This is a genomic window from Quadrisphaera granulorum, assembly GCF_003149145.1.
Lineage (GTDB): Bacteria > Actinomycetota > Actinomycetes > Actinomycetales > Quadrisphaeraceae > Quadrisphaera > Quadrisphaera granulorum.
In genome coordinates this window covers 119,244-144,082 of record NZ_QGDQ01000003.1, presented here as the reverse complement: position 1 = coordinate 144,082, position 24,839 = coordinate 119,244, and the positions used below count along the sequence as shown (strand labels likewise).

The 24,839-nt window shown below is 71.8% G+C and carries 39 protein-coding genes; 36 read left to right on the top strand and 3 right to left on the bottom strand.

Annotation, left to right across the window (positions count from 1 at the left end; translation table 11 throughout):
* Positions 1-21: 21 nt before the first annotated feature.
* The 35 genes from rpsJ (at position 22) to glmM (ending at position 20,831) form a co-directional block, all read left to right on the top strand.
* Positions 22-330 carry a 30S ribosomal protein S10 gene (gene rpsJ / locus BXY45_RS04425; protein WP_109773091.1) on the top strand — a complete coding sequence of 103 codons (309 nt, stop codon included), beginning with the start codon at positions 22-24 and terminating at the stop codon, positions 328-330.
* A 40-nt stretch (positions 331-370) separates the two neighbouring features.
* Positions 371-1,042 (top strand): 50S ribosomal protein L3, encoded by a 672-nt coding sequence (gene rplC / locus BXY45_RS04420; RefSeq protein ID WP_172601921.1) that lies wholly within the window; start codon positions 371-373, stop codon positions 1,040-1,042.
* Positions 1,043-1,047: 5 nt separating this feature from the next.
* Positions 1,048-1,734, top strand: coding sequence for a 50S ribosomal protein L4 (rplD, locus tag BXY45_RS04415; protein WP_109773090.1), 687 nt, complete (start codon positions 1,048-1,050; stop codon positions 1,732-1,734).
* Positions 1,731-2,069, top strand: a complete 339-nt coding sequence (rplW, locus tag BXY45_RS04410; RefSeq protein ID WP_109773089.1) for a 50S ribosomal protein L23 — start codon at positions 1,731-1,733, stop codon at positions 2,067-2,069. The genes rplD and rplW overlap by 4 nt, the downstream gene beginning before the upstream one ends.
* Before the next feature lies 1 nt (position 2,070).
* Positions 2,071-2,907, top strand: a complete 837-nt coding sequence (gene rplB, locus BXY45_RS04405) for a 50S ribosomal protein L2 (RefSeq protein ID WP_109773088.1) — start codon at positions 2,071-2,073, stop codon at positions 2,905-2,907.
* A 29-nt stretch (positions 2,908-2,936) separates the two neighbouring features.
* Positions 2,937-3,218 (top strand): 30S ribosomal protein S19, encoded by a 282-nt coding sequence (gene rpsS, locus BXY45_RS04400; RefSeq protein WP_109773087.1) that lies wholly within the window; start codon positions 2,937-2,939, stop codon positions 3,216-3,218.
* A gap of 58 nt (positions 3,219-3,276) precedes the next feature.
* Entirely contained in the window at positions 3,277-3,684 is a 408-nt protein-coding gene (rplV, locus tag BXY45_RS04395; RefSeq protein WP_109773086.1) for a 50S ribosomal protein L22, read from the top strand.
* Entirely contained in the window at positions 3,684-4,502 is an 819-nt protein-coding gene (gene rpsC, locus BXY45_RS04390) for a 30S ribosomal protein S3 (protein ID WP_109773085.1), read from the top strand. Before rplV ends, rpsC begins: the two co-directional genes overlap by 1 nt.
* A gap of 3 nt (positions 4,503-4,505) precedes the next feature.
* Positions 4,506-4,925: a 50S ribosomal protein L16 gene (rplP, locus tag BXY45_RS04385; protein WP_109773084.1), complete on the top strand. Its 420-nt coding sequence runs from the start codon at positions 4,506-4,508 to the stop codon at positions 4,923-4,925.
* Positions 4,925-5,158, top strand: coding sequence for a 50S ribosomal protein L29 (gene rpmC, locus BXY45_RS04380; RefSeq protein WP_109773083.1), 234 nt, complete (start codon positions 4,925-4,927; stop codon positions 5,156-5,158). The genes rplP and rpmC overlap by 1 nt, the downstream gene beginning before the upstream one ends.
* Complete coding sequence (rpsQ, locus tag BXY45_RS04375) at positions 5,155-5,454, top strand: 30S ribosomal protein S17 (RefSeq protein WP_109773082.1); 300 nt, start codon at positions 5,155-5,157, stop codon at positions 5,452-5,454. The genes rpmC and rpsQ overlap by 4 nt, the downstream gene beginning before the upstream one ends.
* Positions 5,455-5,564: 110 nt before the next feature.
* Positions 5,565-5,933: a 50S ribosomal protein L14 gene (gene rplN / locus BXY45_RS04370; protein ID WP_109773081.1), complete on the top strand. Its 369-nt coding sequence runs from the start codon at positions 5,565-5,567 to the stop codon at positions 5,931-5,933.
* A gap of 3 nt (positions 5,934-5,936) precedes the next feature.
* Entirely contained in the window at positions 5,937-6,308 is a 372-nt protein-coding gene (rplX, locus tag BXY45_RS04365) for a 50S ribosomal protein L24 (protein WP_109773080.1), read from the top strand.
* Entirely contained in the window at positions 6,305-6,889 is a 585-nt protein-coding gene (gene rplE / locus BXY45_RS04360) for a 50S ribosomal protein L5 (RefSeq protein WP_109773079.1), read from the top strand. Before rplX ends, rplE begins: the two co-directional genes overlap by 4 nt.
* A gap of 22 nt (positions 6,890-6,911) precedes the next feature.
* Positions 6,912-7,097: a type Z 30S ribosomal protein S14 gene (locus BXY45_RS04355; RefSeq protein ID WP_109773078.1), complete on the top strand. Its 186-nt coding sequence runs from the start codon at positions 6,912-6,914 to the stop codon at positions 7,095-7,097.
* A gap of 103 nt (positions 7,098-7,200) precedes the next feature.
* On the top strand, positions 7,201-7,599 hold the full coding sequence (gene rpsH, locus BXY45_RS04350; protein WP_109773077.1) for a 30S ribosomal protein S8: 399 nt from the start codon (positions 7,201-7,203) through the stop codon (positions 7,597-7,599).
* Positions 7,600-7,610: 11 nt separating this feature from the next.
* A complete protein-coding gene (gene rplF, locus BXY45_RS04345) occupies positions 7,611-8,159 on the top strand; it encodes a 50S ribosomal protein L6 (protein WP_109773076.1) in 549 nt (182 codons plus the stop codon).
* A 2-nt stretch (positions 8,160-8,161) separates the two neighbouring features.
* A complete protein-coding gene (gene rplR / locus BXY45_RS04340) occupies positions 8,162-8,557 on the top strand; it encodes a 50S ribosomal protein L18 (RefSeq protein ID WP_109773075.1) in 396 nt (131 codons plus the stop codon).
* A 37-nt stretch (positions 8,558-8,594) separates the two neighbouring features.
* On the top strand, positions 8,595-9,251 hold the full coding sequence (gene rpsE, locus BXY45_RS04335; RefSeq protein WP_109773074.1) for a 30S ribosomal protein S5: 657 nt from the start codon (positions 8,595-8,597) through the stop codon (positions 9,249-9,251).
* Complete coding sequence (gene rpmD, locus BXY45_RS04330; RefSeq protein ID WP_109773073.1) at positions 9,251-9,439, top strand: 50S ribosomal protein L30; 189 nt, start codon at positions 9,251-9,253, stop codon at positions 9,437-9,439. The genes rpsE and rpmD overlap by 1 nt, the downstream gene beginning before the upstream one ends.
* On the top strand, positions 9,436-9,897 hold the full coding sequence (rplO, locus tag BXY45_RS04325; RefSeq protein ID WP_109773072.1) for a 50S ribosomal protein L15: 462 nt from the start codon (positions 9,436-9,438) through the stop codon (positions 9,895-9,897). The genes rpmD and rplO overlap by 4 nt, the downstream gene beginning before the upstream one ends.
* A 377-nt stretch (positions 9,898-10,274) precedes the next feature.
* Positions 10,275-11,579: a preprotein translocase subunit SecY gene (gene secY / locus BXY45_RS04320; protein WP_109773071.1), complete on the top strand. Its 1,305-nt coding sequence runs from the start codon at positions 10,275-10,277 to the stop codon at positions 11,577-11,579.
* Positions 11,576-12,223 carry an adenylate kinase gene (locus tag BXY45_RS04315; RefSeq protein ID WP_109773070.1) on the top strand — a complete coding sequence of 216 codons (648 nt, stop codon included), beginning with the start codon at positions 11,576-11,578 and terminating at the stop codon, positions 12,221-12,223. Before secY ends, BXY45_RS04315 begins: the two co-directional genes overlap by 4 nt.
* A 15-nt stretch (positions 12,224-12,238) precedes the next feature.
* Positions 12,239-13,093, top strand: a complete 855-nt coding sequence (gene map / locus BXY45_RS04310; RefSeq protein ID WP_109773069.1) for a type I methionyl aminopeptidase — start codon at positions 12,239-12,241, stop codon at positions 13,091-13,093.
* A gap of 183 nt (positions 13,094-13,276) precedes the next feature.
* Positions 13,277-13,498: a translation initiation factor IF-1 gene (infA, locus tag BXY45_RS04305; RefSeq protein WP_109773068.1), complete on the top strand. Its 222-nt coding sequence runs from the start codon at positions 13,277-13,279 to the stop codon at positions 13,496-13,498.
* Between the two features lie 61 nt (positions 13,499-13,559).
* Complete coding sequence (gene rpmJ, locus BXY45_RS04300; protein WP_109773067.1) at positions 13,560-13,673, top strand: 50S ribosomal protein L36; 114 nt, start codon at positions 13,560-13,562, stop codon at positions 13,671-13,673.
* 214 nt (positions 13,674-13,887) lie between these two features.
* On the top strand, positions 13,888-14,268 hold the full coding sequence (gene rpsM, locus BXY45_RS04295; RefSeq protein WP_109773066.1) for a 30S ribosomal protein S13: 381 nt from the start codon (positions 13,888-13,890) through the stop codon (positions 14,266-14,268).
* Between the two features lie 116 nt (positions 14,269-14,384).
* Entirely contained in the window at positions 14,385-14,798 is a 414-nt protein-coding gene (gene rpsK, locus BXY45_RS04290) for a 30S ribosomal protein S11 (protein WP_109773065.1), read from the top strand.
* Between the two features lie 140 nt (positions 14,799-14,938).
* Positions 14,939-15,955: a DNA-directed RNA polymerase subunit alpha gene (locus BXY45_RS04285; RefSeq protein WP_109773064.1), complete on the top strand. Its 1,017-nt coding sequence runs from the start codon at positions 14,939-14,941 to the stop codon at positions 15,953-15,955.
* A 113-nt stretch (positions 15,956-16,068) separates the two neighbouring features.
* Complete coding sequence (rplQ, locus tag BXY45_RS04280) at positions 16,069-16,659, top strand: 50S ribosomal protein L17 (protein ID WP_109773063.1); 591 nt, start codon at positions 16,069-16,071, stop codon at positions 16,657-16,659.
* Between the two features lie 92 nt (positions 16,660-16,751).
* Entirely contained in the window at positions 16,752-17,723 is a 972-nt protein-coding gene (gene truA / locus BXY45_RS04275; protein ID WP_245961645.1) for a tRNA pseudouridine(38-40) synthase TruA, read from the top strand.
* A 61-nt stretch (positions 17,724-17,784) separates the two neighbouring features.
* Positions 17,785-18,252 carry a DUF5709 domain-containing protein gene (locus tag BXY45_RS04270; protein ID WP_109773161.1) on the top strand — a complete coding sequence of 156 codons (468 nt, stop codon included), beginning with the start codon at positions 17,785-17,787 and terminating at the stop codon, positions 18,250-18,252.
* 212 nt (positions 18,253-18,464) lie between these two features.
* Positions 18,465-18,908: a 50S ribosomal protein L13 gene (gene rplM / locus BXY45_RS04265; RefSeq protein WP_109773062.1), complete on the top strand. Its 444-nt coding sequence runs from the start codon at positions 18,465-18,467 to the stop codon at positions 18,906-18,908.
* Between the two features lie 19 nt (positions 18,909-18,927).
* Positions 18,928-19,431: a 30S ribosomal protein S9 gene (gene rpsI, locus BXY45_RS04260; protein ID WP_109773061.1), complete on the top strand. Its 504-nt coding sequence runs from the start codon at positions 18,928-18,930 to the stop codon at positions 19,429-19,431.
* Between the two features lie 53 nt (positions 19,432-19,484).
* Complete coding sequence (glmM, locus tag BXY45_RS04255; RefSeq protein ID WP_109773060.1) at positions 19,485-20,831, top strand: phosphoglucosamine mutase; 1,347 nt, start codon at positions 19,485-19,487, stop codon at positions 20,829-20,831.
* A gap of 24 nt (positions 20,832-20,855) precedes the next feature.
* On the opposite strand, the gene BXY45_RS04250 is transcribed toward glmM, so the two are convergent.
* From BXY45_RS04250 to coaA, 3 genes are read right to left on the bottom strand one after another with little or no spacing between them, the layout of a single operon-like run.
* On the bottom strand, positions 20,856-21,278 hold the full coding sequence (locus BXY45_RS04250; RefSeq protein ID WP_109773160.1) for a fluoride efflux transporter FluC: 423 nt from the start codon (positions 21,276-21,278) through the stop codon (positions 20,856-20,858).
* Between the two features lie 7 nt (positions 21,279-21,285).
* Positions 21,286-21,741: a fluoride efflux transporter FluC gene (locus BXY45_RS04245; RefSeq protein ID WP_109773059.1), complete on the bottom strand. Its 456-nt coding sequence runs from the start codon at positions 21,739-21,741 to the stop codon at positions 21,286-21,288.
* A 49-nt stretch (positions 21,742-21,790) separates the two neighbouring features.
* Entirely contained in the window at positions 21,791-22,798 is a 1,008-nt protein-coding gene (gene coaA, locus BXY45_RS04240; RefSeq protein ID WP_245961644.1) for a type I pantothenate kinase, read from the bottom strand.
* A 43-nt stretch (positions 22,799-22,841) separates the two neighbouring features.
* Between coaA and glmS the strand changes: the two genes are divergently transcribed.
* Positions 22,842-24,806: a glutamine--fructose-6-phosphate transaminase (isomerizing) gene (gene glmS / locus BXY45_RS04235; protein WP_109773058.1), complete on the top strand. Its 1,965-nt coding sequence runs from the start codon at positions 22,842-22,844 to the stop codon at positions 24,804-24,806.
* Positions 24,807-24,839: the final 33 nt, after the last annotated feature.

The window sequence follows — 24,839 nt, the reverse complement described above, 5'->3', positions numbered from 1 at the left end:
GGGACGAGAGAGGGACGGGCCATGGCGGGACAGAAGATCCGCATCCGGCTGAAGTCGTACGACCACGAGGTCATCGACAGCTCCGCGCGCAAGATCGTCGACACGGTCAGCAACGCCGGCGCCACGGTGGTCGGCCCCGTGCCGCTGCCGACCGAGAAGAACGTGTACGTCGTCATCCGCTCGCCGCACAAGTACAAGGACAGCCGCGAGCAGTTCGAGATGCGCACGCACAAGCGGCTGATCGACATCATCGACCCGACGCCGAAGGCGGTCGACTCGCTGATGCGCCTCGACCTCCCCGCCGACGTCAACATCGAGATCAAGCTCTGAGCCTGGTCACGGAACAGACAGAGCTGCGAGGAGAACGACGATGAGCACGACCACCGACGCGCGCCGCCGCGTCGCGGGCCTGCTGGGCACCAAGCTCGGGATGACCCAGGTCTGGGACGAGGCAGGCCGCCTCGTCCCGGTGACCGTCATCCAGGCCGGCCCGTGCGTGGTGACGCAGGTGCGCACCCCCGAGACCGACGGCTACGACGCGGTACAGATCGCCTTCGGGGCGATCGACCCGCGCAAGGTGAACAAGCCGCTGTCCGGCCACTTCGAGAAGGCCGGCACCACGCCCCGACGTCACGTCGCGGAGCTGCGCACGCCCGACGCGGGCCAGTACGAGGCCGGCCAGGAGCTGACCGTCGAGCTGTTCAGCGCGGGCCAGCGCATCGACGTCGCGGGGACCACCCGCGGCAAGGGCTTCGCGGGTGTCATGAAGCGCCACGGCTTCGCCGGTGTCTCGGCCAGCCACGGTGCGCACCGCAACCACCGCAAGCCGGGGTCCATCGGCGGGTGCGCCACCCCCGGTCGCGTCTTCAAGGGCCTGCGCATGGCCGGCCGCATGGGCGGCGAGCGCCAGACCACGCAGAACCTGCTCGTCCACGCCGTCGACGCCGAGCGCGGCTACGTGCTCGTCAAGGGCGCCGTCCCGGGGCCGCGTGGCGCCGTCGTCGTCCTCAAGACCGCGGCCAAGGCCGCTCAGGAGGGCTGAGCCCCATGACCACCACCACTGAGACCCTGGACGCGGCCCCAGCGGACCGCACGGTCGACGTCATCGGCCCCGACGGCTCCGCCGCCGGTTCCGTGACCCTTCCGGGCGCCGTCTTCGACGTCCAGACCAACGTGCCGCTCATCCACCAGGTCGTGGTGGCGCAGCTGGCCGCCGCTCGTCAGGGCACCCACGCCACGAAGACCCGCGGTGAAGTCCGCGGCGGTGGCAAGAAGCCCTACAAGCAGAAGGGCACCGGCCGCGCCCGCCAGGGCTCGACCCGCGCCCCGCAGTTCGCCGGCGGTGGCGTCGTCCACGGCCCGCAGCCGCGCGACTACTCGCAGCGGACGCCCAAGAAGATGAAGGCTGCCGCCCTCCGCGGTGCCCTCTCCGACCGGGCCCGTCACGAGCGCGTGCACGTCCTCTCCACCGTCGTGGCGGGCGAGGCGCCGAGCACCAAGAGCGCCATTGGGCTGCTCTCGGGCCTGTCCCAGCGCACGCAGCGCCTCGTGGTGCTGGAGCGCGGCGACGAGCTCAGCTGGAAGAGCCTGCAGAACGCCGCCGGCGTCCACCTGCTGTTCGCTGACCAGCTCAACACCTACGACGTCCTCTGCTCGGACGACGTCGTGTTCACCTCCGGCGCGCTGGAGGCCTTCCTGGCCGGCGCCACCCGCAGCGAGGAGGCCGCGCGATGAGCGAGACCACCACGACGACCGCCACGGCCAGCCCGTTCGCCGGCGTCGGCAAGGACCCGCGCGACGTGCTCGTCGCCCCGGTCGTCTCCGAGAAGAGCTACGCGCTGCTCGACCAGGGCAAGTACACGTTCCTGGTCGACCCGCGCGCCAACAAGACCGAGATCAAGGTCGCCGTCGAGAAGATCTTCGGCGTCAAGGTGGACTCGGTCAACACCCTCAACCGCGAGGGCAAGAAGCGCCGCACGCGTACCGGCACCGGTAAGCGCAAGGACACCAAGCGCGCCATCGTCACCCTGCGCGAGGGCACCATCGACATCTTCGGGGGAGGGGCCTGACATGGGCATCCGCCAGTACAAGCCCACGACGCCGGGCCGCCGCGGCTCATCGGTCGCCGACTTCGTCGAGATCACGCGCAGCGAGCCCGAGAAGTCCCTCGTGCGCCCGCTGCCGAAGAAGGGCGGCCGCAACTCCAGCGGTCGTATCACGACGCGGCACCAGGGCGGCGGCCACAAGCGCGCCTACCGCGTCATCGACTTCCGCCGTCACGACAAGGACGGCGTACCGGCGACGGTCGCTCACATCGAGTACGACCCCAACCGCACGGCTCGTCTCGCGCTGCTGCACTACATCGACGGCACGAAGCGCTACATCCTGGCGCCGACGAAGCTGAAGCAGGGCGACCGGATCGAGAACGGCCCCGAGGCCGACATCAAGCCGGGCAACAACCTGCCGCTGCGCAACATCCCCGTCGGCACCGTGGTGCACGCCGTGGAGCTGCGTCCCGGTGGCGGCGCCAAGATGGCCCGCTCTGCCGGCGCCTCGATCCGCCTCGTGGCCCGCGAGGGCGGCACCGCGCAGCTGCGCATGCCCTCCGGTGAGGTCCGCACGGTGTCGGTCGAGTGCCGCGCCACCGTTGGCGAGGTCGGCAACGCCGAGCAGTCCAACATCAACTGGGGCAAGGCCGGCCGTATGCGCTGGAAGGGCAAGCGCCCGACCGTCCGCGGTGTCGCGATGAACCCGATCGACCACCCGCACGGTGGTGGTGAAGGCAAGACCTCCGGTGGTCGCCACCCGGTCAGCCCGTGGGGCCAGGCCGAGGGCCGCACCCGCCGCCCCGGCAAGGCCAGCGACCGCCAGATCGTCCGTCGGCGCACCGCCGGCAAGAAGCGCTGAGCGCGCAGAGACTGAGGAGCAGCTGAGCTATGCCGCGCAGCCTGAAGAAGGGCCCGTTCGTCGACGACCACCTGGTCAAGAAGGTGGACGCCCAGAACGAAAAGGGCACCAAGAACGTCATCCGCACGTGGTCGCGTCGTTCGATGATCATCCCGGACATGCTCGGGCACACGATCGCTGTCCACGACGGCCGCAAGCACGTGCCGGTGTTCGTCACCGAGGCGATGGTCGGGCACAAGCTCGGCGAGTTCGCCCCCACCCGCACCTTCCGCGGGCACGAGAAGGACGACCGCCGGGGCCGTCGCCGCTGACGCAGGTCAGCAGGTGACGAACTCCCCGACACAGCCGAGACACGAGGCAGGACGAGACATGGAAGCCAAGGCGCAGGCGCGGTACGTCCGCGTGACGCCGCAGAAGGCGCGGCGCGTCGTGGATCTGATCCGCGGACGTCGCGCCAGCGAGGCGCTGGCGGTGCTGAGCTTTGCTCCGCAGTCAGCCAGCGAGCCGGTGCTCAAGGTCGTGCAGAGCGCGATCGCGAACGCCCGCGTCAAGGCCGACCGCGCGAGCGAGGCCTTCGACGAGCGCAGCCTGGTCATCAGCGCTGCGTACGTCGACGAGGGCGTCTCGCTGAAGCGGTTCCGTCCGCGGGCCCAGGGCCGCGCGGGCCGGATCATCAAGCGCACCAGCCACATCACCGTGGTGGTCGCCCCCGAGGCCGAGAAGGCCGGCGCGGGCGCTGGCCACAGTGAGCAGTCGCAGACGAGGAGGGCCCGCTGATGGGGCAGAAGGTCAACCCGAACGGGTTCCGCCTCGGCATCACCACCGACCACCGGTCGCGTTGGTTCGCCGACAGCACCCGTCCCGGTCAGCGGTACCGCGACTACGTCAAGGAGGACGTGGAGATCCGCCGGCTCATGTCGAAGGGCATGGACCGGGCCGGCATCGCCCGCGTCGAGATCGAGCGCACCCGTGACCGTGTGCGCGTCGACATCCACACCGCACGCCCGGGCATCGTCATCGGTCGCCGCGGCGCCGAGGCCGACCGCCTGCGCGGCGAGCTGGAGAAGCTCACGGGCAAGCAGGTGCAGCTGAACATCCTCGAGGTGAAGAACCCCGAGGCCGAGGCGCAGCTGGTGGCCCAGGGCATCGCCGAGCAGCTCGCGAGCCGGGTGTCCTTCCGCCGTGCGATGCGCAAGGGCATGCAGTCCGCGCAGCGCGCCGGCGCCAAGGGCATCCGTGTGCAGTGCTCGGGCCGCCTCGGCGGCGCCGAGATGAGCCGCTCGGAGTTCTACCGCGAGGGTCGTGTGCCGCTGCACACGCTGCGCGCGTACATCGACTACGGCTTCTACGAGGCCAAGACCACCTTCGGCCGCATTGGCGTGAAGGTCTGGATCTACAAGGGTGACCACACCCAGCGCGAGCTCGCCGCCCAGGCTGCGACCGCCCCTCGCGGCGCGCGTCCCCCGCGCGGTGACCGTCCCCAGCGTGGCGACCGTCCCCAGCGCGGTGACCGTCCCCAGCGTGGCGAGGGCCAGCCCGCCGCCACCACCGCTCCGGCCGAGGCCGGGGCGTCCGCACCCGGATCGGAGGGCTGACCCGTGCTGATTCCTCGGCGCCTCGCGCACCGCAAGCAGCACCACCCCACCCGCCGTGGCCAGGCCACGGGCGGCACCGCGATCACGTTCGGTGACTTCGGCATCCAGGCGCTGGAGCACGGCTACGTGACCAACCGCCAGATCGAGTCCGCTCGTATCGCCATGACCCGCCACATCAAGCGTGGCGGCAAGGTCTGGATCAACATCTACCCGGACCGCCCGCTGACCAAGAAGCCCGCCGAGACCCGCATGGGCTCCGGCAAGGGCTCGCCCGAGTGGTGGATCAGCAATGTCAAGCCCGGACGCGTCATGTTCGAGCTCTCCGGCGTCCCGGAGGACATCGCCCGCGAGGCCATGCGCCGCGCGATCCACAAGCTGCCGATGAAGTGCCGCTTCATCACCCGTGAGGGAGGGGTGGCCTGATGGCCGTCGGTTCGAAGGGCCTCGAGCCCACCGCCCTGCGCGGTTTCGAGGACGAGCGCCTCGTCGAGGAGCTGCGCAAGGCCAAGGAGGAGCTGTTCAACCTCCGCTTCCAGTCGGCCACCGGGCAGCTCGAGAACCACGGGCGGCTGCGCGCCGTCCGCCGGGACATCGCCCGGATCTACACGACGATGCGCGAGCGCGAGCTCGGCATCGGGGAGGTCGACGCCCAGTGAGTGACGCAGTGAACGAGACCACCACCGAGGCAGCGCAGACAGCTGCTCGCGGTTACCGCAAGACGCGCCGCGGCTACGTGGTCAGCGACAAGATGACCAAGACCGTGGTCGTGGCCGTCGAGGACCGCGTGAAGCACCCGCTCTACGCGAAGGTCATCCGCCGCACCGTCAAGGTGAAGGCGCATGACGAGAACGAGACCGCCGGTATCGGCGACCTCGTGAGCATCGCCGAGACCCGTCCGCTGTCGGCCACCAAGCGGTGGCGTGTGGTCGAGGTCCTCGAGCGGGCCAAGTAAGCCCAGCCAGACGTCCCATCGAGTTCCGCGAGGCTCGACCCCCGGGCTTGCCGGCAGACAGCCGGTGACCACCGCGGGGCGAGGACCGGCGTGACGACAGGAGAGAAGCAGTGATCCAGCAGGAGTCGCGACTGCGTGTCGCCGACAACACGGGTGCCAAGGAGATCCTCTGCATCCGCGTGCTCGGCGGCAGCGGGCGGCGCTACGCCGGCATCGGTGACGTCATCGTCGCCACCGTCAAGGACGCCATCCCCGGGGGTGCCGTCAAGAAGGGCGACGTCGTCAAGGCCGTCATCGTCCGCACCACCAAGGAGAACCGCCGCCCGGACGGCTCCTACATCCGCTTCGACGAGAACGCCGCGGTGATCCTGCGCAACGACGGTGACCCGCGCGGCACCCGCATCTTCGGCCCCGTCGGCCGCGAGCTGCGCGACAAGAAGTTCATGCGGATCATCTCGCTGGCCCCGGAGGTGCTCTGAGCCATGGCTGCCAAGACCCGCATCAAGAAGGGTGACCTGGTCCAGGTCATCACCGGGAAGACGCAGGCCCGTGGTGGAGACCGCGGCAAGACCGGACGCGTCCTCGAGGTCTACCCCGAGCGCGGCCGCGTCCTGGTCGAGGGCATCAACCGGGTCACGAAGCACGTGAAGGCCGGCCAGACCGCCCGCGGTTCGCGTACCGGTGGCATCGAGACGCACGAGGCGCCGCTGCACATCAGCAACGTCGCCCTCGTCGACCCCAAGACCAAGAAGCCCACGCGCGTGGGCATCCGCACCGAGACCGTCGAGCGCGACGGCGTGCAGCGCACCGTGCGCGTGCGCGTCGCCCGCCGCTCGGGCGAGGACATCGCATGAGCACCGACACCGCAGCCAGCACGACCGGCACCAAGGTGCCGCCGCGCCTGAAGACCCGCTACGCCGAGGAGATCGCCCCGGCGCTGCGCGAGCAGTTCAAGCACGACAACGTGATGCAGGTCCCGCGCCTGGTGAAGGTCGTCGTGAACATGGGCGTCGGCGAGGCCGCACGCGACTCCAAGCTGATCGACGGAGCCGTCCGCGACCTGACGCTGATCACCGGTCAGCGTCCGGCGATCACCAAGGCCCGCAAGTCCATCGCACAGTTCAAGCTGCGCGAAGGCATGCCGATCGGCGCCCACGTCACGCTCCGCGGCGACCGCATGTGGGAGTTCCTGGACCGTCTGGTCAGCCTCGCGCTGCCCCGCATCAGGGACTTCCGCGGCCTCTCGCCCAAGCAGTTCGACGGGCGCGGCAACTACACCTTCGGTCTCGACGAGCAGTCGATGTTCCACGAGATCGACCAGGACAAGATCGACCGCGTCCGCGGCATGGACATCACGGTCGTGACCACCGCGACGAGCGACGACGAGGGCCGGGCGCTGCTGCGCCTGCTCGGCTTCCCGTTCCGCGAGAACTGACCGAGGACTGAGGCAGACACCCATGGCCAAGACCGCTCTGATCGTCAAGGCGTCGCGCAAGCCGAAGTTCGCAGTGCGCGCCTACACCCGCTGCCAGAAGTGCGGTCGCCCGCACTCGGTGTACCGCAAGTTCGGCCTGTGCCGCGTGTGCCTGCGTGACATGGCCCACCGCGGCGAGCTGCCGGGTATCACCAAGAGCTCCTGGTAGTCCCGGGTCACCCCGGCGAGCCAGCACTCACTCTCCTGAAGAACCACTGCGCCGCAGGCCCCGTACCGCGGGGGACCACGGCGAGGAAGGGCGGACGAGCCCGATGACGATGACTGACCCGATCGCGGACATGCTGACGCGCCTGCGGAACGCCAACTCGGCGTACCACGACGACGTCGCCATGCCCTACAGCAAGCTGAAGTCCCGCGTGGCGGAGATCCTCAAGAGCGAGGGCTACATCTCCTCCTGGCGCGTCGAGGAGGCCGAGGTGGGCAAGCGCCTCGTGCTGGACCTCAAGTACGGCCCGAACCGTGAGCGCTCCATCGCCGGCCTCCGGCGTGTGAGCAAGCCCGGTCTGCGGGTGTACGCCAAGTCGACCAACCTGCCGCGCGTGCTGGGTGGCCTGGGGGTGGCGATTCTGTCGACCTCCTCCGGCCTGCTCACGGACCGCCAGGCGAGCAAGCAGGGCGTGGGTGGGGAAGTCCTCGCCTACGTCTGGTGAGGGGGTAGAGCATGTCGCGCATCGGAAGGCTCCCCGTGGCCGTGCCGGCCGGGGTGGACGTCACCATCGACGGCGCCGAAGGCCGCACCGTCACCGTCAAGGGCCCCAAGGGGACCCTCTCGCACGTCGTGCCCGCACCGCTGTCGGTTGACCGCAGCGAGGACGGCACCCTGGCGGTCACCCGCCCGAACGACGAGCGCCTCTCCAAGTCGCTGCACGGGCTGACCCGCACGCTGCTGGCCAACATGGTCACCGGCGTGACGCAGGGCTTCGAGAAGCAGATGGAGATCGTGGGTACCGGGTACCGCGTGCAGGCCCGCGGCTCCGACCTGGAGTTCGCCCTCGGCTTCAGCCACCCCGTGCTCGTCAAGGCGCCGGAGGGCATCACCCTCACGGTGTCCGCCCCGAACCGCTTCGCGGTGGCGGGCATCGACAAGCAGCGCGTCGGCGAGGTCGCCGCGAACATCCGCAAGCTGCGCAAGCCTGACCCGTACAAGGGCAAGGGCGTGCGCTACGCCGGCGAGGTCGTCCGGCGCAAGGTCGGGAAGGCTGGTAAGTAGTCATGGCTCTCGCCAGTAGGACGAAGCTGCTCCGCAAGGGAGCTGCCAAGACGGGCTCTGCCGCCCGCGCCCGCCGCCACCTGCGCGTGCGCAAGAAGGTCACCGGCACCGCGGCTCGCCCGCGCCTGGTGGTCATCCGCTCCGCGCGGCACATCGCCGTCCAGGTCGTGGACGACAGCGTGGGCCGCACCCTGGCGTCGGCCTCCACCATGGAGGCCGACCTGCGCGGGCACGACGGCGACAAGACCGCCAAGGCCCGTCGCGTCGGCGAGATCGTCGCCGAGCGCGCCAAGGCCGCCGGTATCGAGGCCGTGGTCTTCGACCGCGGCGGCAACCGCTACCACGGTCGTGTGGCCGCTGTAGCCGAGGGCGCGCGCGAGGGCGGTCTGGCCCTGTGAGCACCCGTACGAACATGGACAACGGAAGGAACGCCTGATGCCCGGACCACAGCGCAGGGGCGCCGGCGGCCCCCCCAGCGGGACCGGCGGCCCGGGGAACGACCGCGGCCAGCGCGGCGGTAACGACCGCGGCGGGCGCGGCGGCGGTAACGACCGCGGCGGCCGCGGCGGCGACGCCGAGCGCAGCCAGTTCCTGGAGCGCGTCGTCACCATCAACCGCGTCGCGAAGGTCGTCAAGGGCGGCCGCCGCTTCAGCTTCACCGCGCTCGTCGTGGTGGGCGACGGCGACGGCACGCTCGGCGTCGGCTACGGCAAGGCCAAGGAGGTGCCCGCGGCGATCGCCAAGGGCGTGGAGGAGGCGAAGAAGAACTTCTTCCGCGTCCCCCGCATCCAGGGCACCATCCCCCACCCCGTGCAGGGTGAAGAGGCCGCTGGCGTGGTGCTGCTGCGTCCGGCGAGCCCCGGTACCGGTGTCATCGCCGGTGGTCCGGTGCGCGCCGTGCTCGAGTGCGCCGGTATCCACGACGTGCTGAGCAAGTCCCTGGGATCCTCCAACGCGATCAACATCGTGCACGCCACGGTGGCCGCGCTGAAGGGCCTCGAGCAGCCCGAGTCCGTCGCGGCCCGTCGTGGCCTCACGGTCGAGGAGGTCGCTCCGGCGGCCCTCCTGCGGGCCAGGGCGGCGGCCGTCTGATGGCGCAGCTCAAGGTGACCCAGGTCAAGTCGGAGATCGGTGGCAAGCAGAACCACCGCGACACGCTGCGCACCCTCGGCCTGAAGCGGATCGGCCAGTCGGTCGTCCGTGAGGACCGTCCCGAGGTGCTCGGCATGCTGCGCGCGGTACGCCACCTCGTGACCGTGGAGGAGGTCGAGGCTCGATGAGCAACGAGACCACTGAGCACACGCTGAAGGTCCACCACCTGCGGCCCGCCCCGGGGGCGAAGACCGCGAAGACCCGCGTGGGTCGTGGCGAGGCCAGCAAGGGCAAGACCGCGGGCCGCGGCACCAAGGGCACGAAGGCCCGTTACCAGGTGTCGGCGCGCTTCGAGGGTGGCCAGATGCCGCTGCACATGCGCCTGCCCAAGCTGCGCGGCTTCACGAACCCCGCCAAGGTCGTGTCGCAGGTCGTCAACCTCGACCGCATCTCCGAGCTGTTCCCCCAGGGCGGCGAGGTCGGTGTGGACGAGCTGGTGGCTGCTGGTGCTGTGCGCGCCGGCCAGCGCGTCAAGGTGCTCGGCACCGGCGACATCAGCGTGCCGGTCCAGGTGACCGCGCACGCGTTCTCGGCCTCGGCCGAGGCGAAGATCGCCGCCGCTGGCGGCACCACGACCCGGCTCTGACCGGGCGGCAGCCCCAAGGCGTCCCCTGTCGGGGGCGATGAGGCATCGTGAGGGCCCGGACCAGCAGGTCCGGGCCCTCACCGCTTCCGGGGGGCGGTGACCGGAGCTCGACCGCTGAGGCCCGTGCCGGCCGGTGGCACCCCTTGCCCAGAGCTCCCAGACCCGGTGAGCGGCCACGGGCGCCCACCACGGCGGGTAGCCTCGCGGGGTCGGCACCCGGACGTTTCCGGGGCGGGCCCGGTGGTGGGCTTTCATGAGCGGAGCTCGGCGCATGCCGCCGAGACCGCGCCGCCCGTCGCCCCGCGAGACCCGCGGGGAAGCCGCGCTCGCAGCCGAGCCCCGGACGGGGTGCCGGCGGAGACTGACCAGGAGGACACGTGCTAGGTGCGTTCGTGCGGGCGTTCAAGACGCCCGACCTACGACGCAAGATCGTCTTCACGTTGGCGATCATGGCGGTGTTCCGCCTCGGGTCCTTCGTGCCGGCGCCGGGCGTCAGCTACACCAACGTGCAGCAGTGCCTCAACGGGCTCGACACCCAGAGCGACCTGCTGGGTCTGGTGAACCTCTTCAGCGGTGGTGCGCTGCTGCAGCTGAGCGTCTTCGCGCTCGGGATCATGCCCTACATCACCGCGAGCATCATCATCCAGCTGCTGCGCGTGGTCATCCCCCGCTTCGAGGAGCTCCACAAGGAGGGGCAGTCCGGCACCGCCAAGCTCACGCAGTACACGCGATACCTGACAATCGCCCTGGCGGTGCTCCAGTCGACCACCTACGTGGCCGTGGCCCGCTCCGGCAACCTCTTCCCCTCGTCCTCCGGCGCCTGCTCGCAGGTCATCCCCGATGACTCCGTCGTCATCCTCCTGCTCATGGTGCTGACGATGACCGCAGGCACGGGCCTGGTCATGTGGATGGGCGAGATGGTGACCGAACGCGGCGTCGGCAACGGCATGTCGCTGCTCATCTTCACGTCGGTCGCTGCGACCTTCCCGACCTCCGTCCTCGCCATCGGCCGCGAGCGGGGCTGGGGAACGATGGCCATCGTCATCCTCGTCGGGCTGCTCATCGTGGCCGCCGTCGTCTTCGTCGAGCAGTCCCAGCGCCGCATCCCGGTGCAGTACGCCAAGCGCATGGTCGGCCGTCGCATGTACGGCGGGACGAGCACCTACATCCCCATGAAGGTCAACATGGCCGGCGTCATCCCGGTCATCTTCGCGTCGTCGCTGCTGTACCTGCCGGGCCTGGTGGCGCAGTTCGGTGACCCCACGTCCGACTGGGTGACCTTCATCCGCAACACCTTCACGCGGGGCGACCATCCGGCGTACATCGTCGCGTACGTACTGCTCATCATCTTCTTCACGTACTTCTATGTGGCCATCACGTTCAACCCGGACGAGGTCGCGGACAACATCAAGCGGGTCGGCGGGTTCATCCCCGGCGTCCGTGCCGGCCGCCCGACGGCGGAGTACCTGGACCACGTTCTGACGCGCATCACCCTGCCGGGTGCTCTCTACCTGGGGCTGGTGGCGCTGGTGCCCCTCGTCGCCCTGGTGGCGGTCGGGGCCAACCAGAACTTCCCCTTCGGTGGTACATCCATCCTCATCGTCGTCGGCGTCGGGCTGGAGACGGTGAAGCAGATCGAGTCCCAGCTCCAGCAGCGCCACTACGAGGGGTTCCTCCGTTGACCAACAGCTCTGACGTCCGCACTCCCGCGACCGCCGCGCCCTCGCGTGTCGTCCTGCTCGGCCCGCCTGGCGCAGGCAAGGGCACCCAGGCGGCGCTCCTGGCCCAGCGTCTGGGCGTCCCCGCCATCTCCACCGGTGACATCTTTCGCGCCAACAAGGCGGCCGGAACCCCGCTGGGCCGCGAGGCACAGCGCTACATGGACGCCGGCGAGTACGTACCCGACGAGCTGACCAACCGGATGGTCGCCGACCGCCTCGCCGAGCCCGACGCCGCCACGGGCTTCCTCCTGGACGGCTACCCCCGGACCACCGCCCAGGTGCGCACCCTCGACGAGGTGCTCGCGGCGCACGGCACCGGCCTGGACGCCGTCCTGGAGATCACCGCGGACGTCGACATCGTCGTCGCCCGCCTCCTCAAGCGCGCCAGCGAGCAGGGTCGCAGCGACGACACCGAGGACGTCGTCCGCCGCCGGCTCGAGGTCTACGCCGAGCAGACCGCTCCCCTGGCCGCCGCCTACGCCTCCCGGGGCCTGCTGGTCACCGTGGACGGCGTTGGCAGCGTCCAGGACGTGCAGCAGCGCATCGTCACCGCGCTCCTGAGCGCCGGTGACGGCCTTGGCGGCGCCGCCGCAGCCGGCGCCTGAGGCGGGAGCGTTTCGGTGCTCGGGCGCGAGCGGATCGAGTACAAGAGCCCCGAGCAGGTGCTGGTGATGCGGCGTGCGGGGCTCGTCGTCGCACAGGCGCTGGCTTCGGTGCGCGCGGCCGTGCGGCCGGGCGTGACCACCGCCGACCTGGACGACGTGGCCGCTGCGGTCATCCGCGACGCCGGCGCCGTGCCCTCGTTCCTCGGCTACCACGGCTACCCGCGCACGCTGTGCACCTCGGTGGGGGCTGAAGTCGTGCACGGCATCCCCGGTGACCGCGCGCTCGTCCCGGGCGACCTGCTCAGCGTCGACTGCGGCGCCGTCGTCGATGGGTGGCACGGCGACGCGGCCTTCTCGGTCCTGGTCGGCGACCCAGAGGACCACGACCCTGCTGACGCGGCCCTCGTCGAGACGACCCGCTGCGCGATGTGGGAGGGCATCGCGGCCCTGGCGCGCGGCCTGGCGACGCGGCAGCGGCTGGGCGTGGTCGGTGACGCGGTGGAGGGCTTCGTGGAGCGCACCGCCGCTGCGGGGGGAGCGCCGCTCGGGATCGTCGACGGGTACGTCGGCCACGGCATCGGCACGGCGATGCACCAGGCGCCGGAGGTCCTCAACCACCGCAGCCGCGCGCGCGGACCGAAGCTGCGTCCGGGGCTGTGCGTCGCCGTAGAGCCCATGCTCGTGCGCGGCGAGGCCGACACGGACGTCCTCGAGGACGGCTGGACCGTGGTCACCACAGATGGCAGCACGGCCGCCCACTGGGAGCACACGGTGGCCCTGGGGGAGCGCGGGGCCTGGGTCCTCACGGCTGAGGACGGCGGCGCGGCCGAGCTCGCGGCACGCGGCGTCGAGGTGGCGCCGCTCGTCTGAAACTCGTCTGGCTCGGGGCGATTTCACCGTGGGTGCCGGCGTGGCTTAGCATGGAGGGTCGCTCCCGTGCGTCCGCCGCTCTCGGTAGACGCCGCTGGGAGCCCGTCCGGCCCTCACGGCCGGACGACGACCAGTTGCAAGGGCCGGTGGCGCGAGAGTGCCACCGGTCGGTGAGCGGAGGACATGCCCAAGAAGGACGGCGTCATCGAGATCGAGGGCGCGGTGGTCGAGGCTCTGCCGAACGCCATGTTCCGCGTGGAGCTCTCGAACGGCCACAAGGTGCTCGCGCACATCTCGGGAAAGATGCGGCAGCACTACATCCGCATCCTCCCGGAGGACCGCGTGGTCGTGGAGCTCAGCCCCTACGACCTCTCCCGCGGTCGCATCGTCTACCGCTACAAGTGAGCTGCTGACCCACCGGTCAGCAGCTCGACCCCGCAGCCGCCACCCGCACGACAGGACGATCATGAAGGTCAAGCCGAGCGTCAAGCAGATCTGCGACAAGTGCAAGGTGATCCGCCGGCACGGACGCGTGATGGTCATCTGCGAGAACCTGCGCCACAAGCAGCGCCAGGGCTGAGCAGAGCCTCACGGGCCGGTCCCCCTGGGGGCAGCCAGCACCACCCGGGTCACATGACCCGTCAGCACCACGCAGCACGGCTCCACGCACACGCACCGCACGAAGAGCAGTCCACGGCCCACCACGGGCCGACACCCCCGGCCCGGAGGCCGGGGACCCGCCACCCCGGCGGGGTGGGACTGCCCCAGACCTCCGGATGACGGACAGGACAGCAGTGGCACGCATTGTCGGCGTCGACCTCCCCCGCGAGAAGCGGCTCGAGGTTGCGCTCACCTACATCTTCGGCATCGGCCGGACCCGCGCGCACGAGGTGCTCGCGGCCACCGGTATCAGCGGCGACGTCCGCGTCCGCGACCTCGGCGAGCCCGAGCAGGTCGCACTGCGCGAGTACATCGAGGCGAACTTCCGGGTCGAGGGCGACCTGCGCCGCGAGGTCGCCGCCGACATCCGCCGCAAGGTGGAGATCGGCACCTACGAGGGCCTGCGGCACCGTCGCGGCCTGCCCGTGCGCGGCCAGCGCACCAAGACCAACGCGCGTACCCGTAAGGGCCCGAAGCGCACGGTCGCCGGCAAGAAGAAGGCCGGGCGCAAGTGACGCGCGGCTGAGCGGCGCCTGCCCCCGGACGACGGGACCAGCACAGCGCCTGCCCAGCCGCCCCACGGCCCCCGCGGCCCGCCGCACACGAGACCCTCGGACCCAGGAGAACAGCCATGCCCCCCCAGACCCGTCGCGCCGCTGCCGGCGCCGCCCGCCGCCCGCGCCGCAAGGAGCGGAAGAACGTCACCGTCGGCCAGGCGCACATCAAGAGCACCTTCAACAACACCATCGTCTCGATCACCGACCCCTCGGGCGCTGTGATCTCGTGGGCCTCTGCCGGCCAGGTCGGCTTCAAGGGCTCGCGCAAGTCGACCCCCTTCGCCGCGCAGATGGCCGCCGAGGCCGCCGCCCGCCGCGCCCAGGAGCACGGCATGCGCAAGGTCGACGTCTTCGTCAAGGGCCCGGGCTCGGGCCGCGAGACCGCGATCCGCTCGCTGCAGGCCACCGGCCTCGAGGTCGGGCAGATCTCCGACGTCACCCCGGTCCCCCACAACGGCACGCGCCCCCCGAAGCGTCGCCGCGTCTGACTTTCCCCGACCCGGTGGTGCTCCGGCACCACCGGGTCAGCTCCACCAGCTCCACCCCCCGAGCGGCAGACCGACGCCGCCCGGGGTGACCGTGCGCCGCGGGGTCATATGGCGGACCCCCGGCAGGAAGGCAACCACCCGTGCTCATCGCACAGCGCCCCACGCTCCTCGAGGAGCCGATCGCCGAGCACCGCTCCCGGTTCATCATCGAGCCGCTCGAGCCCGGATTCGGCTACACCCTCGGCAACTCGCTGCGCCGCACCCTGCTGTCGTCCATCCCGGGCGCGGCCGTGACGAGCATCCGCATCGACGGCGTGCTCCACGAGTTCTCCACGGTGCCGGGCGTCAAGGAGGACGTGACCGAGCTCATCCTCGGGATCAAGGGCCTCGTCGTCTCCAGCGAGCACGACGAGCCCGTGGTGATGTACCTGCGCAAGCAGGGCCCGGGCGTCGTGACCGCGGCTGACATCGCCCCGCCGGCCGGCGTCGAGGTGCACAACCCCGAGCTGGAGCTCGCCACGCTGGACGAGACTGCCCGCCTCGAGGTCGAGCTGACCGTCGAGCGCGGCCGTGGTTACGTCTCGGCGGCTCAGAACAAGGACGCCGACGCCGAGATCGGCCGGATCCCGGTCGACTCGATCTACTCGCCGGTCCTCAAGGTGACCTACAAGGTCGAGGCGACCCGCGTCGAGCAGCGCACCGACTTCGACCGCCTGGTCGTCGACGTCGAGACCAAGCCGTCCACGCGTCCGCGCGACGCGATGGCCAGCGCCGGTAAGACCCTCATGGAGCTCTTCGGCCTGGCCCGCGAGCTCAACGTCGAGGCCGAGGGCATCGACATCGGCCCGTCGCCGTCGGACGCCGCCCTGGCGGCCGACCTGGCGCTGCCGATCGAGGAGCTCGAGCTCACGGTCCGCTCCTACAACTGCCTCAAGCGCGAGGGCATCCACACCGTGGGTGAGCTCACCGCGCGCAGCGAGGCAGACCTCATGGACATCCGCAACTTCGGCGCGAAGTCCATCGACGAGGTCAAGGTCAAGCTGCAGGGCATGGGCCTGCAGCTCAAGGACAGCCCGCCCGGGTTCGACCCCGGGCTCGCGGTCGACAGCTACGGCGCGGACGACGACTCCGCGTTCGCCGAGACCGAGCAGTACTGAGGACCCCAGCAGTTCTGACCTACTGAGCGCCTTCCGGACATCGGGCCCACCTGGGTGCGGTGTCCGGAAGGCGCGGCAGCACCGACGCACGACTGACGATCACTGGAGACGAGATGCCCACCCCCACCAAGGGTCCGCGGCTCGGCAGCGGCCCGGCGCACGAGCGCCTGCTGCTCGCCGGCCTGGCCACTCAGCTGTTCGAGCACCGCAGCATCACGACCACGGAGGCCAAGGCCAAGCGCCTGCGCCCCCTGGCCGAGCGCCTGGTGACCTTCGCGAAGCGCGGTGACCTGGCGGCTCGCCGTCGCGTGCTCTCGACGGTCAAGGACAAGGGCGTCGTGCACGCCCTGTTCACCGAGATCGGCCCGGCCATGGCCGAGCGGCCCGGCGGCTACACGCGCATCACCAAGATCGGCCCGCGCAAGGGCGACAAGGCCCCCATGGCCGTCATCGAGCTCGTGATGGAGCCGCTGACCGCGCGTGCCGCCACGGTGCGCGAGGCCGAGGCCGCCACCGCACGCTCCGCGCGCGGCAACCAGCCCGCTCCCGCGGCCGAGGCGTCCTCGGAGGAGGTCGCTGAGTCGACCACCGAGCCGACCGCACAGGCCGCTCCGGCCGCCGAGGCGGGCGAGACGACTGCGGTCACCCCCGCCGAGTCCCAGGTGGACGACGCTGCCGGCTCCGCCGAGGCCCCCAAGGCCTGAGCCTCCCCGCTCCCCGAGGGCCCCTGCACCGGAAGGTGCGGGGGCCCTCGTCGTCTTCGTGGCCGGCATCGTCCTCATGGCAAGGTCGAGTCGTGGACGACGTGAGCGATGCTCCGAGTGTGCCCGGAGGGGGCTCCGCGAGGGCCCCGGTACGGATCCGCCTCGACCTCGGCTACGACGGCACCGACTTCGCCGGGTGGGCGCGCCAGCCCGGGCTGCGGACCGTGCAGGGAGAGCTGGAGGCGGCTCTGGCGCGCGTGGTACGGCTGCCGGGCCCCCCGCAGACCGTCGTGGCCGGGCGCACCGACGCAGGGGTCCATGCCCGCGGCCAGGTGGTGCACGTCGACGTCCCCAGGGACGCCTGGGAGGCCGTTCCGGGGCGTTCACAGCGCAGCCCCGGGGAGGCCCTCGTCACGCGCCTGGCGGGCGTCCTGCCGCCCGACGTCGTCGTCGTCGGTGCCTCCGAGGCCCCGCCTGGCTTCGACGCCCGCTTCGCGGCCCTGCGGCGCCACTACGCCTACCGGCTGAGCGACGCGGCCGCCCCGGTGGACCCGCTGCGGCGGCGCGACGTCGTCGACGCCCGCCGCGCCGGCGCCGCCCGCGGCAGGCTGGACGCGGCGGCGATGGACGAGGCCAGCGCCGCCCTGGAAGGCCTCCGCGACTTCGCCGCGTTCTGCCGTCCCCGGGAGGGCGCCACGACCACGCGCACGCTGCTGCGGTACCGGTGGCGCCGGGTCGAGCCGCAGGCACCGGCCGGGGAGGGGGGGCTGCTCGTCGCCGAGGTGGTGGCCGACGCGTTCTGCCACTCGATGGTCCGTGCACTCGTGGGCGCGGCACTGGCAGTGGGATCCGGCCGCCGCCCTGTCGGCTGGCCGGCGCAGGTGCTCGCCGCTGCTCGCCGCGACCCGGGCGTCACCGTCGCCCCGGCGCACGGGCTGGTGCTGGAGCAGGTCGACTACCCGGCGCCCGAGCGGCTGGCCGAGCGTGCCGCCCAGGCGCGTTCGCGCCGCGACGTCGCCGGGTGCGAAGGGCCCCTCGACCGGCTCCCGCAGTTCCCGGGGTAGGTCGCCGCCTCGGCACCTCTCGACGGGCCGGACGAGACAGCCCGTGGCAGCCTCGGGAGGCATGAGTACCCCCGGCGCCGCGCCCGAGCAGGACCCCGTGACCGCGATGGCGGACACCGAGGACGACGCCTACGCCAGCGAGCTGCTGGACGAGGGCCACTCCCCGCGCGAGCGCGAGGTCCACGTCGGGCGCTACGGCCTCACCGCCGACGAGGAGCTGGCCGGGGAATCCCTCGAGGAGCGCCTGGCGGAAGAGGAGCCCGACCCGTCGGCCTCCCTGGTGCTGGACGGCTCCGCCGACGACGGCGACCTACCGGCCGACCAACCGGCGGACGGCGACCTCGACGGGGAACTGCTCGACGACGAGGTTGGCGACCTGCGCGCCGGGCGGCTCGTGGAGCCCGACCAGGGCGCCTCGGAGGACCGCGAGAAGAGTGCCGTGGCGAGTGACGCGGGCATCGACGGGGGAGCTGCCTCCGCCGAGGAAGCCGCGGTGCACGTCGTGCCCGACGGCCCCGACCGCGGCTGACCGGGGACTGACCGGGGGCTGACCGGGGGCTGGCCTGCCAGCGAGCCCGCGTTTTGACCTGCCGCCGCGACGCCGAGTAGTCTGCTGGCCGTCGTGCGTTCGACGTCGCCGTGAACGGTGGGCACACCTGCGGCACAGGTCGTCGAACAGCACCCCCGAGCAGTACCCAGCACCACCCCCTGAACCACTGTCCACAGAGCGAAGGTCCGAGCGTGCGCACGTACACCCCCAAGCCCGGCGAAGTCGACCGCGCCTGGCACGTCATCGACGCCTCGGACGTCGTCCTGGGCCGTCTGGCCAGCCAGACCGCGCGTCTGCTGCGCGGCAAGCACAAGCCCGTGTTCGCGCCGCACGTCGACACCGGTGACTTCGTCATCATCATCAACGCCGACAAGGTGGTCCTCACGGGCAGCAAGTCGGAGCAGAAGCGGGTCTACCGCCACTCCGGCTACCCGGGCGGTCTGAAGTCGGAGCGGTACACCGACCTCCTCGCCCGCGACCCCGAGCGCGCCATCGAGCGCGCCGTGCGCGGCATGATCCCCAAGAACTCCCTGGGTCGCGAGGTCCTCGGCAAGCTCAAGGTCTACGCGGGCCCTGAGCACCCCCACGCCGCCCAGAAGCCCACGCCGTACACCCTGACCCAGGTCGCGCAGTAAGCGCGCAGGAGGACTTCCGTTGAGCACCGACACCGCTCCCGTCGACGCCCCCCTCGAGGACGGCTACGACGAGGAGGAGCTGAGCAGCTACTCCACCACCAGCACCGGCCCTGCCGGTGGCGGTGCCAGCATCACCGCCCCCGGCGGCGCCACGGGTCGCCGCAAGGAGGCCGTCGCTCGTGTCCGCCTCGTGCCGGGCTCCGGGCAGTGGACCATCAACGGGCGCGACCTTGAGTCGTACTTCCCGAACAAGGTCCACCAGCAGATGGTGAACGAGCCCTTCCGCGTCACCGAGGTCGAGGGCCGCTTCGACGTCATCGCCCGCATCGACGGCGGCGGCGTCTCCGGCCAGGCCGGTGCGCTGCGCCTGGGCATCGCCCGTGCGCTCAACGGCATCGACGTCGAAGCCAACCGCCCCTCCCTCAAGAAGGCCGGCTTCCTCAGCCGCGACGCGAGGATCAAGGAGCGCAAGAAGGCCGGCCTCAAGAAGGCCCGCAAGGCTCCTCAGTACAGCAAGCGCTGACCCTGCTCATCGGGCTGCGCCTTCCCCGCAGCACGAGAAGCAGAGGCTGACACATGGGTCGCTACTTCGGCACCGACGGCGTGCGCGGTCTCGCGAACGTCGACGTCACAGCGGAACTCGCCCTCGACCTCTCGGTCGCTGCGGCGCACGTTCTCGGTGACGCCGGCGTCTTCAGCGGGCACCGTCCGCGCGCCGTCGTGGGCCGGGACCCGCGGGCGTCGGGAGAGTTCCTCTCCGCGGCGGTCGTCGCCGGGCTCGCCAGCGCCGGCGTGGACGTCTCCGACGTGGGGGTCCTGCCGACGCCGGGGATCGCCCACGTCGTGACGGCCACCGGCGCCGACCTCGGGGTGGTCCTGTCCGCCTCCCACAACCCGATGCCGGACAACGGCATCAAGTTCTTCGCCCGCGGCGGCCACAAGCTGCCCGACGAGGTGGAGGACGCCATCGAGGCGCGCCTGCGTGAGCCGTGGGCGCGCCCCACGGGCGCCGACGTCGGACGGGTGACCTCCGACGTCGGCGCCGGCGGGCAGTACGTGGAGCACCTGCTCTCCACGCTCCCGCACCGGCTGGACGGGCTGCGCGTCGTCGTCGACTGCGCCCATGGAGCCGCCTGGAGCGTCGGGCCGGAGGCCCTGCGCCGCGCCGGGGCCGACGTCGTCGTCATCGGGGCCTCCCCGGACGGCCTCAACACCAACGACGGTGTGGGGTCGACGCACCTCGAGCCCCTACAGCGCGCGGTGCTCGAGCACGGCGCTGATGCCGGGATCGCCTTCGACGGAGACGCCGACCGGTGCCTCGCCGTCGACGCGACCGGCGCCGTGGTCGACGGAGACCAGATCATGGGCGTGCTCGCCCTTGCCCTCGCCAGCCGTGGTCAGCTGCCGGGATCGGTGCTCGTCGCGACCGTCATGAGCAACCTCGGGCTGCTGCTCGCCATGCGCGCCGCAGGCGTCGAGGTGGTCCAGACCGCCGTGGGCGACCGGTACGTGCTCGAGGCGATGCGCGAGCACGGCTACGTCCTCGGTGGGGAGCAGTCCGGCCACGTGGTGATGCTGGACCACCAGACCACCGGGGACGGCGTCCTGACCGCTCTGCACCTGCTCGCGCGGGTCGCCGAGCTCGGCCAGCCGCTCGCGGAGGTCGCCTCCGTGGTGCAGCGGCTGCCCCAGGTGCTCGTCAACGTGCCGCGGGTCGACAAGGCGCGCGCGTCCACCGACCCCCACGTGGCGGCAGCGGTGGCCGAGGCCTCCGCAGAGCTGGGCGACACCGGGCGGGTGCTGCTGCGCCCCTCCGGCACGGAGCCCCTCGTGAGGGTCATGGTCGAGGCCGCTGAGGAGACGCAGGCCCGGGCGGTGGCAGACCGGCTCGCGGCCGTCGTGCAGGAGCACCTCGCCCTCTGACGGCCCCCTCCGACGGGTCAGTCGTCAACCGAGCGCGAGTCCCGCGGTGAGACCTGCGGCGAGGGCCGCCAGGCTGCCGATCAGGTGCGCTGCCGTCGTCGTCGCCGCGGCACCCCAGCGTCCGGCCTGCGCGAGCCGCACCGCCTCGAGGACGGCGCTGCTGAACGTCGTGAAGGACCCGCAGAAGCCCGTCGCCCCCGCGACGAGCCACAGCGGGCCCTGGGACGTCGACGCACCGGGTGGGGCCAGGCCGGCGAGCACCCCGAGCACGAAGGCGCCCAGCAGGTTGACCACGAGGGTCCCTGGCGGGACCACAGCGCTGGGGCCCTGAGCCGCGGGAGAGGCGCGACGGCGCAACCGGGACGTGATGGCGCCGTCGACGAGGAAGCGCGCGGGAGCTCCGACGATGCCTCCCAGGACCACCAGGAGCAGCGCTGTCCCGTTCATGAGCCGCTCACCGGCGCCCACCGCCAGCCGCGCCGGTCCGGCGGACCAGCGAGCCCACCGCGACCCCCGCGGCCGCGGCCGCGAGCCCGCCCGCCACGGTCGCGGCGGCATACCCCGCACCGAGCGCGACGTTCCCGGCGCGCAGGTAGCCGTCGACCTCCAACGCGAAGCTGCTGTACGTCGTGAAAGCGCCGAGGAATCCGGTACCGACAGCTAGGCGGGTCCCTCGACGTGCGCCGGTGTCCGGTCCGAGCCGCGCCAGCGCCTCCACCACGAGACCCAGCGCGAACGCCCCCGCGAGGTTGGTGAGGAACGTGGCGGTCGGCCACCCCGAGGAGGCGCCCTGCAGGTTCAGCGCGAGCGCCCAGCGCGCCGGAGCCCCCAGCGCACCGCCGAACGCCACGAGCGCGAGCAGCCGCCACGACGTGTGTGGGGGCCCGCCGTCACCGTCACCGGACTTCACAGGTCACCCGAACTTCACAGGTCACCCGAACTTCACAGATCACGGGGCCTCACAGTTTGCGCAGCCGCACGCGCGTCACGGCGTGGTCTGCGGCCTTGCGGAGCACGATGGTGGCGCGCCCGCGCGTGGGCAGCACGTTCTCGACGAGGTTCGGTTCGTTGATGCTGGTCCAGATCGAGCGGGCCCGGGCCCGCGCTTCCTCGTCGGACAGGTCCGCGTAGCGCCGGAAGTAGGACTCCGGGCGCGAGAAGGCCGTCCGGCGCAGCCGCAGGAAGCGCTCCTCGTACCAGGTGGCGACATCCTCGGTGCGGGCGTCGACGTAGAGCGAGACGTCGAAGAAGTCGCTCACCGCCAGGCCCGTGCGCCCGTCGCTGCGGGGACGGGCCGGCTGCAAGACGTTGAGCCCTTCGACGATGAGGACGTCGGGGGAGCGGACCACCACCTCCGCGCCGGGCACGATGTCGTAGACGAGGTGGGAGTACAGCGGCGCGCGCACCTCCGGCGCGCCGGATTTCACGGCCGTGACGAAGCGCAGCAGCGCGCGCCGGTCGTAGGACTCCGGGAAGCCCTTGCGGCCCAGCAGACCACGCCGTTCCAGTTCAGCGTTGGGCATGAGGAAGCCGTCGGTGGTGACCAGCTCCACGCGCGGGGTGTCGGACCAGTGCGAGAGCAGCTCGCGCAGGAGACGCGACACCGTCGACTTGCCGACCGCCACCGAGCCGGCGACGCCGATGACGAACGGCGTGCGCGGCCGGGGGGCGGTGCTCGAGGCGTCTCCCAGGAACGTCGAGGTCACCGCGTGCATGCGCGCCGCCCCCGCCGCGTAGAGGTTGAGCAACCGCGACAGCGGCAGGTAGACCTCCTCGACCTCCCGCAGGTCGATGCGCTCGCCCAGGCCCCGCACCCGCTCCAGGTCGGAGGCCGTGAGGTTCATCGGCGTCGAGGCGCGCAGGCGGCTCCAGGACGCCCGGTCGAGGTCGACGAAGGGCGACGCCGCGGAGCGTCCCGCGGCCAGCGAGCCCGTCGGCGGGCCGGTACGCGGCGGGGCGGGTTCCACGGGTCGCCATCATGCCTGCCGCGGGAGCCGTAGCCTTCCGGACATGTGCGGCATCGTGGGCTACGCAGGTCCTCGCCCGACGGCTCGGCCCGACGCCTCCAACGGCGGCGAGGCCGTCGCGGTGGTCCTGGAGGGCCTGAGGCGGCTGGAGTACCGCGGCTACGACAGCGCGGGCGTCGCCGTCGTCGTCGAGTCCGAGGGCAGGCCCGAGAGCAGTCTCGGCAGCAGCGATCAGGTCAGCGATCAGGTCAGCGAGCAGGGCACCCACGAGCTGCGGGTGGCCAAGCGCGCCGGCCGCCTGGCGCGCCTCGAGGAGGCCCTCGAGGCCGAGCCGGTGCCGGACGCGGGCGCCGCGATCGGCCACACGCGCTGGGCCACGCACGGCGGCCCCACCGACGCCAACGCCCACCCGCACACGAGCGCCGACGGCCGCCTGGCGGTCATCCACAACGGCATCATCGAGAACTACGCGGTGCTCAAGGCGGAGCTGCTCGAGCAGGGCGTGCCGTTCACGTCGCAGACGGACACCGAGGTGGTGGCGCACCTGCTCGGCCGCGCGATGGACGGCTCCAGCGGCGGCCCCGTCGACCTGGCCTCGGCGATGCGGCAGGTGTGCCGCGAGCTCGAGGGTGCGTTCACGCTGCTCGCCGTCCACGTCGACGCTCCCGGCACTGTGGTCGGCGCTCGCCGCAACTCCCCGCTCGTGGTGGGCCTGGGCGAGGGCGCCAACTACCTCGGCTCCGACGTCGCGGCCTTCATCGGCCGCACCCGCCGGGCCCTCGAGCTCGGCCAGGACCAGGTGGTGACGATCACGGCAAGCAGCGTCGAGGTCACGGACTTCGACGGCGCTGCGGTGACGCCCCGCGCCTTCACCGTCGACTGGGACGCCGCGGCCGCCGAGAAGGGCGGCTACCAGTGGTTCATGGACAAGGAGATCCACGAGCAGCCGAAGGCCGTGGCCGACACGCTGCTCGGGCGTACCGACGCGAGCGGCGCGCTGATCCTCGACGAGCTGCGCATGGACACCGCCGTGCTGCGCCGCACCGACAAGATCATCGTCATTGCGTGCGGTACGTCCGCCTACGCCGGTCACGTGGCCAAGTACGCCGTCGAGCACTGGTGCCGGATCCCGGTGGAGGTGGAACTCGCCAGCGAGTTCCGCTACCGCGACCCCGTGCTCACCGAGCGCACGCTCGTCGTCGCCATCTCCCAGTCGGGGGAGTCGATGGACGTCGTCATGGCGGTCCGCCACGCCCGCGAGCAGGGCGCCAAGGTGCTCGCCATCTGCAACACGCAGGGCTCGACCATCCCTCGCGAGGCCGACGCGGCGCTCTACACGCACGCCGGGCCGGAGGTGGCCGTGGCCTCCACCAAGGCCTTCCTCGCGCAGATCACCGCCTGCTACCTGCTGGGTCTGTACCTGGCGCAGCTGCGCGGCAACATGTTCGCGGACGAGGTGCGAGGCGTCCTGCGGCAGTTGCACCAGATGCCCGAGGCCGTGCAGACCGTGCTCGACCGCACCGAGGACGTGCGCAAGCTTGCCCGCGAGCTGGCGGACGCGAAGTCGGTGCTCTTCCTGGGGCGCCACGTCGGCTTCCCGGTGGCCCTCGAGGGTGCGCTCAAGCTCAAGGAGCTGGCCTACCTGCACGCGGAGGGCTTCGCCGCGGGCGAGCTCAAGCACGGCCCGATCGCGCTCGTGGAGGACGGCCAGCCGGTGTTCGTCATCGTGCCCTCGCCGGACAGTCGCGACTCCCTGCACGCCAAGGTGGTCTCCAACGCGCAAGAGGTCCGGGCGCGCGGCGCCCGCACCATCGTCATCGCAGAGGACGGCGACGACGCGGTGCTCGGCTCCGCCGACGTCGTCATCCGCGTGCCGAGGGTGCCCACGCTCATGGCCCCGCTGGTGACGGTGGTGCCGCTGCAGGTCTTCGCCATGGAGGTCGCCAGCGCCAAGGGCCTGGACGTCGACCAGCCGCGCAACCTCGCCAAGTCCGTCACCGTCGAGTGAGCCGGCCGGTGGACGCACTGGCGGTCGAGCTGG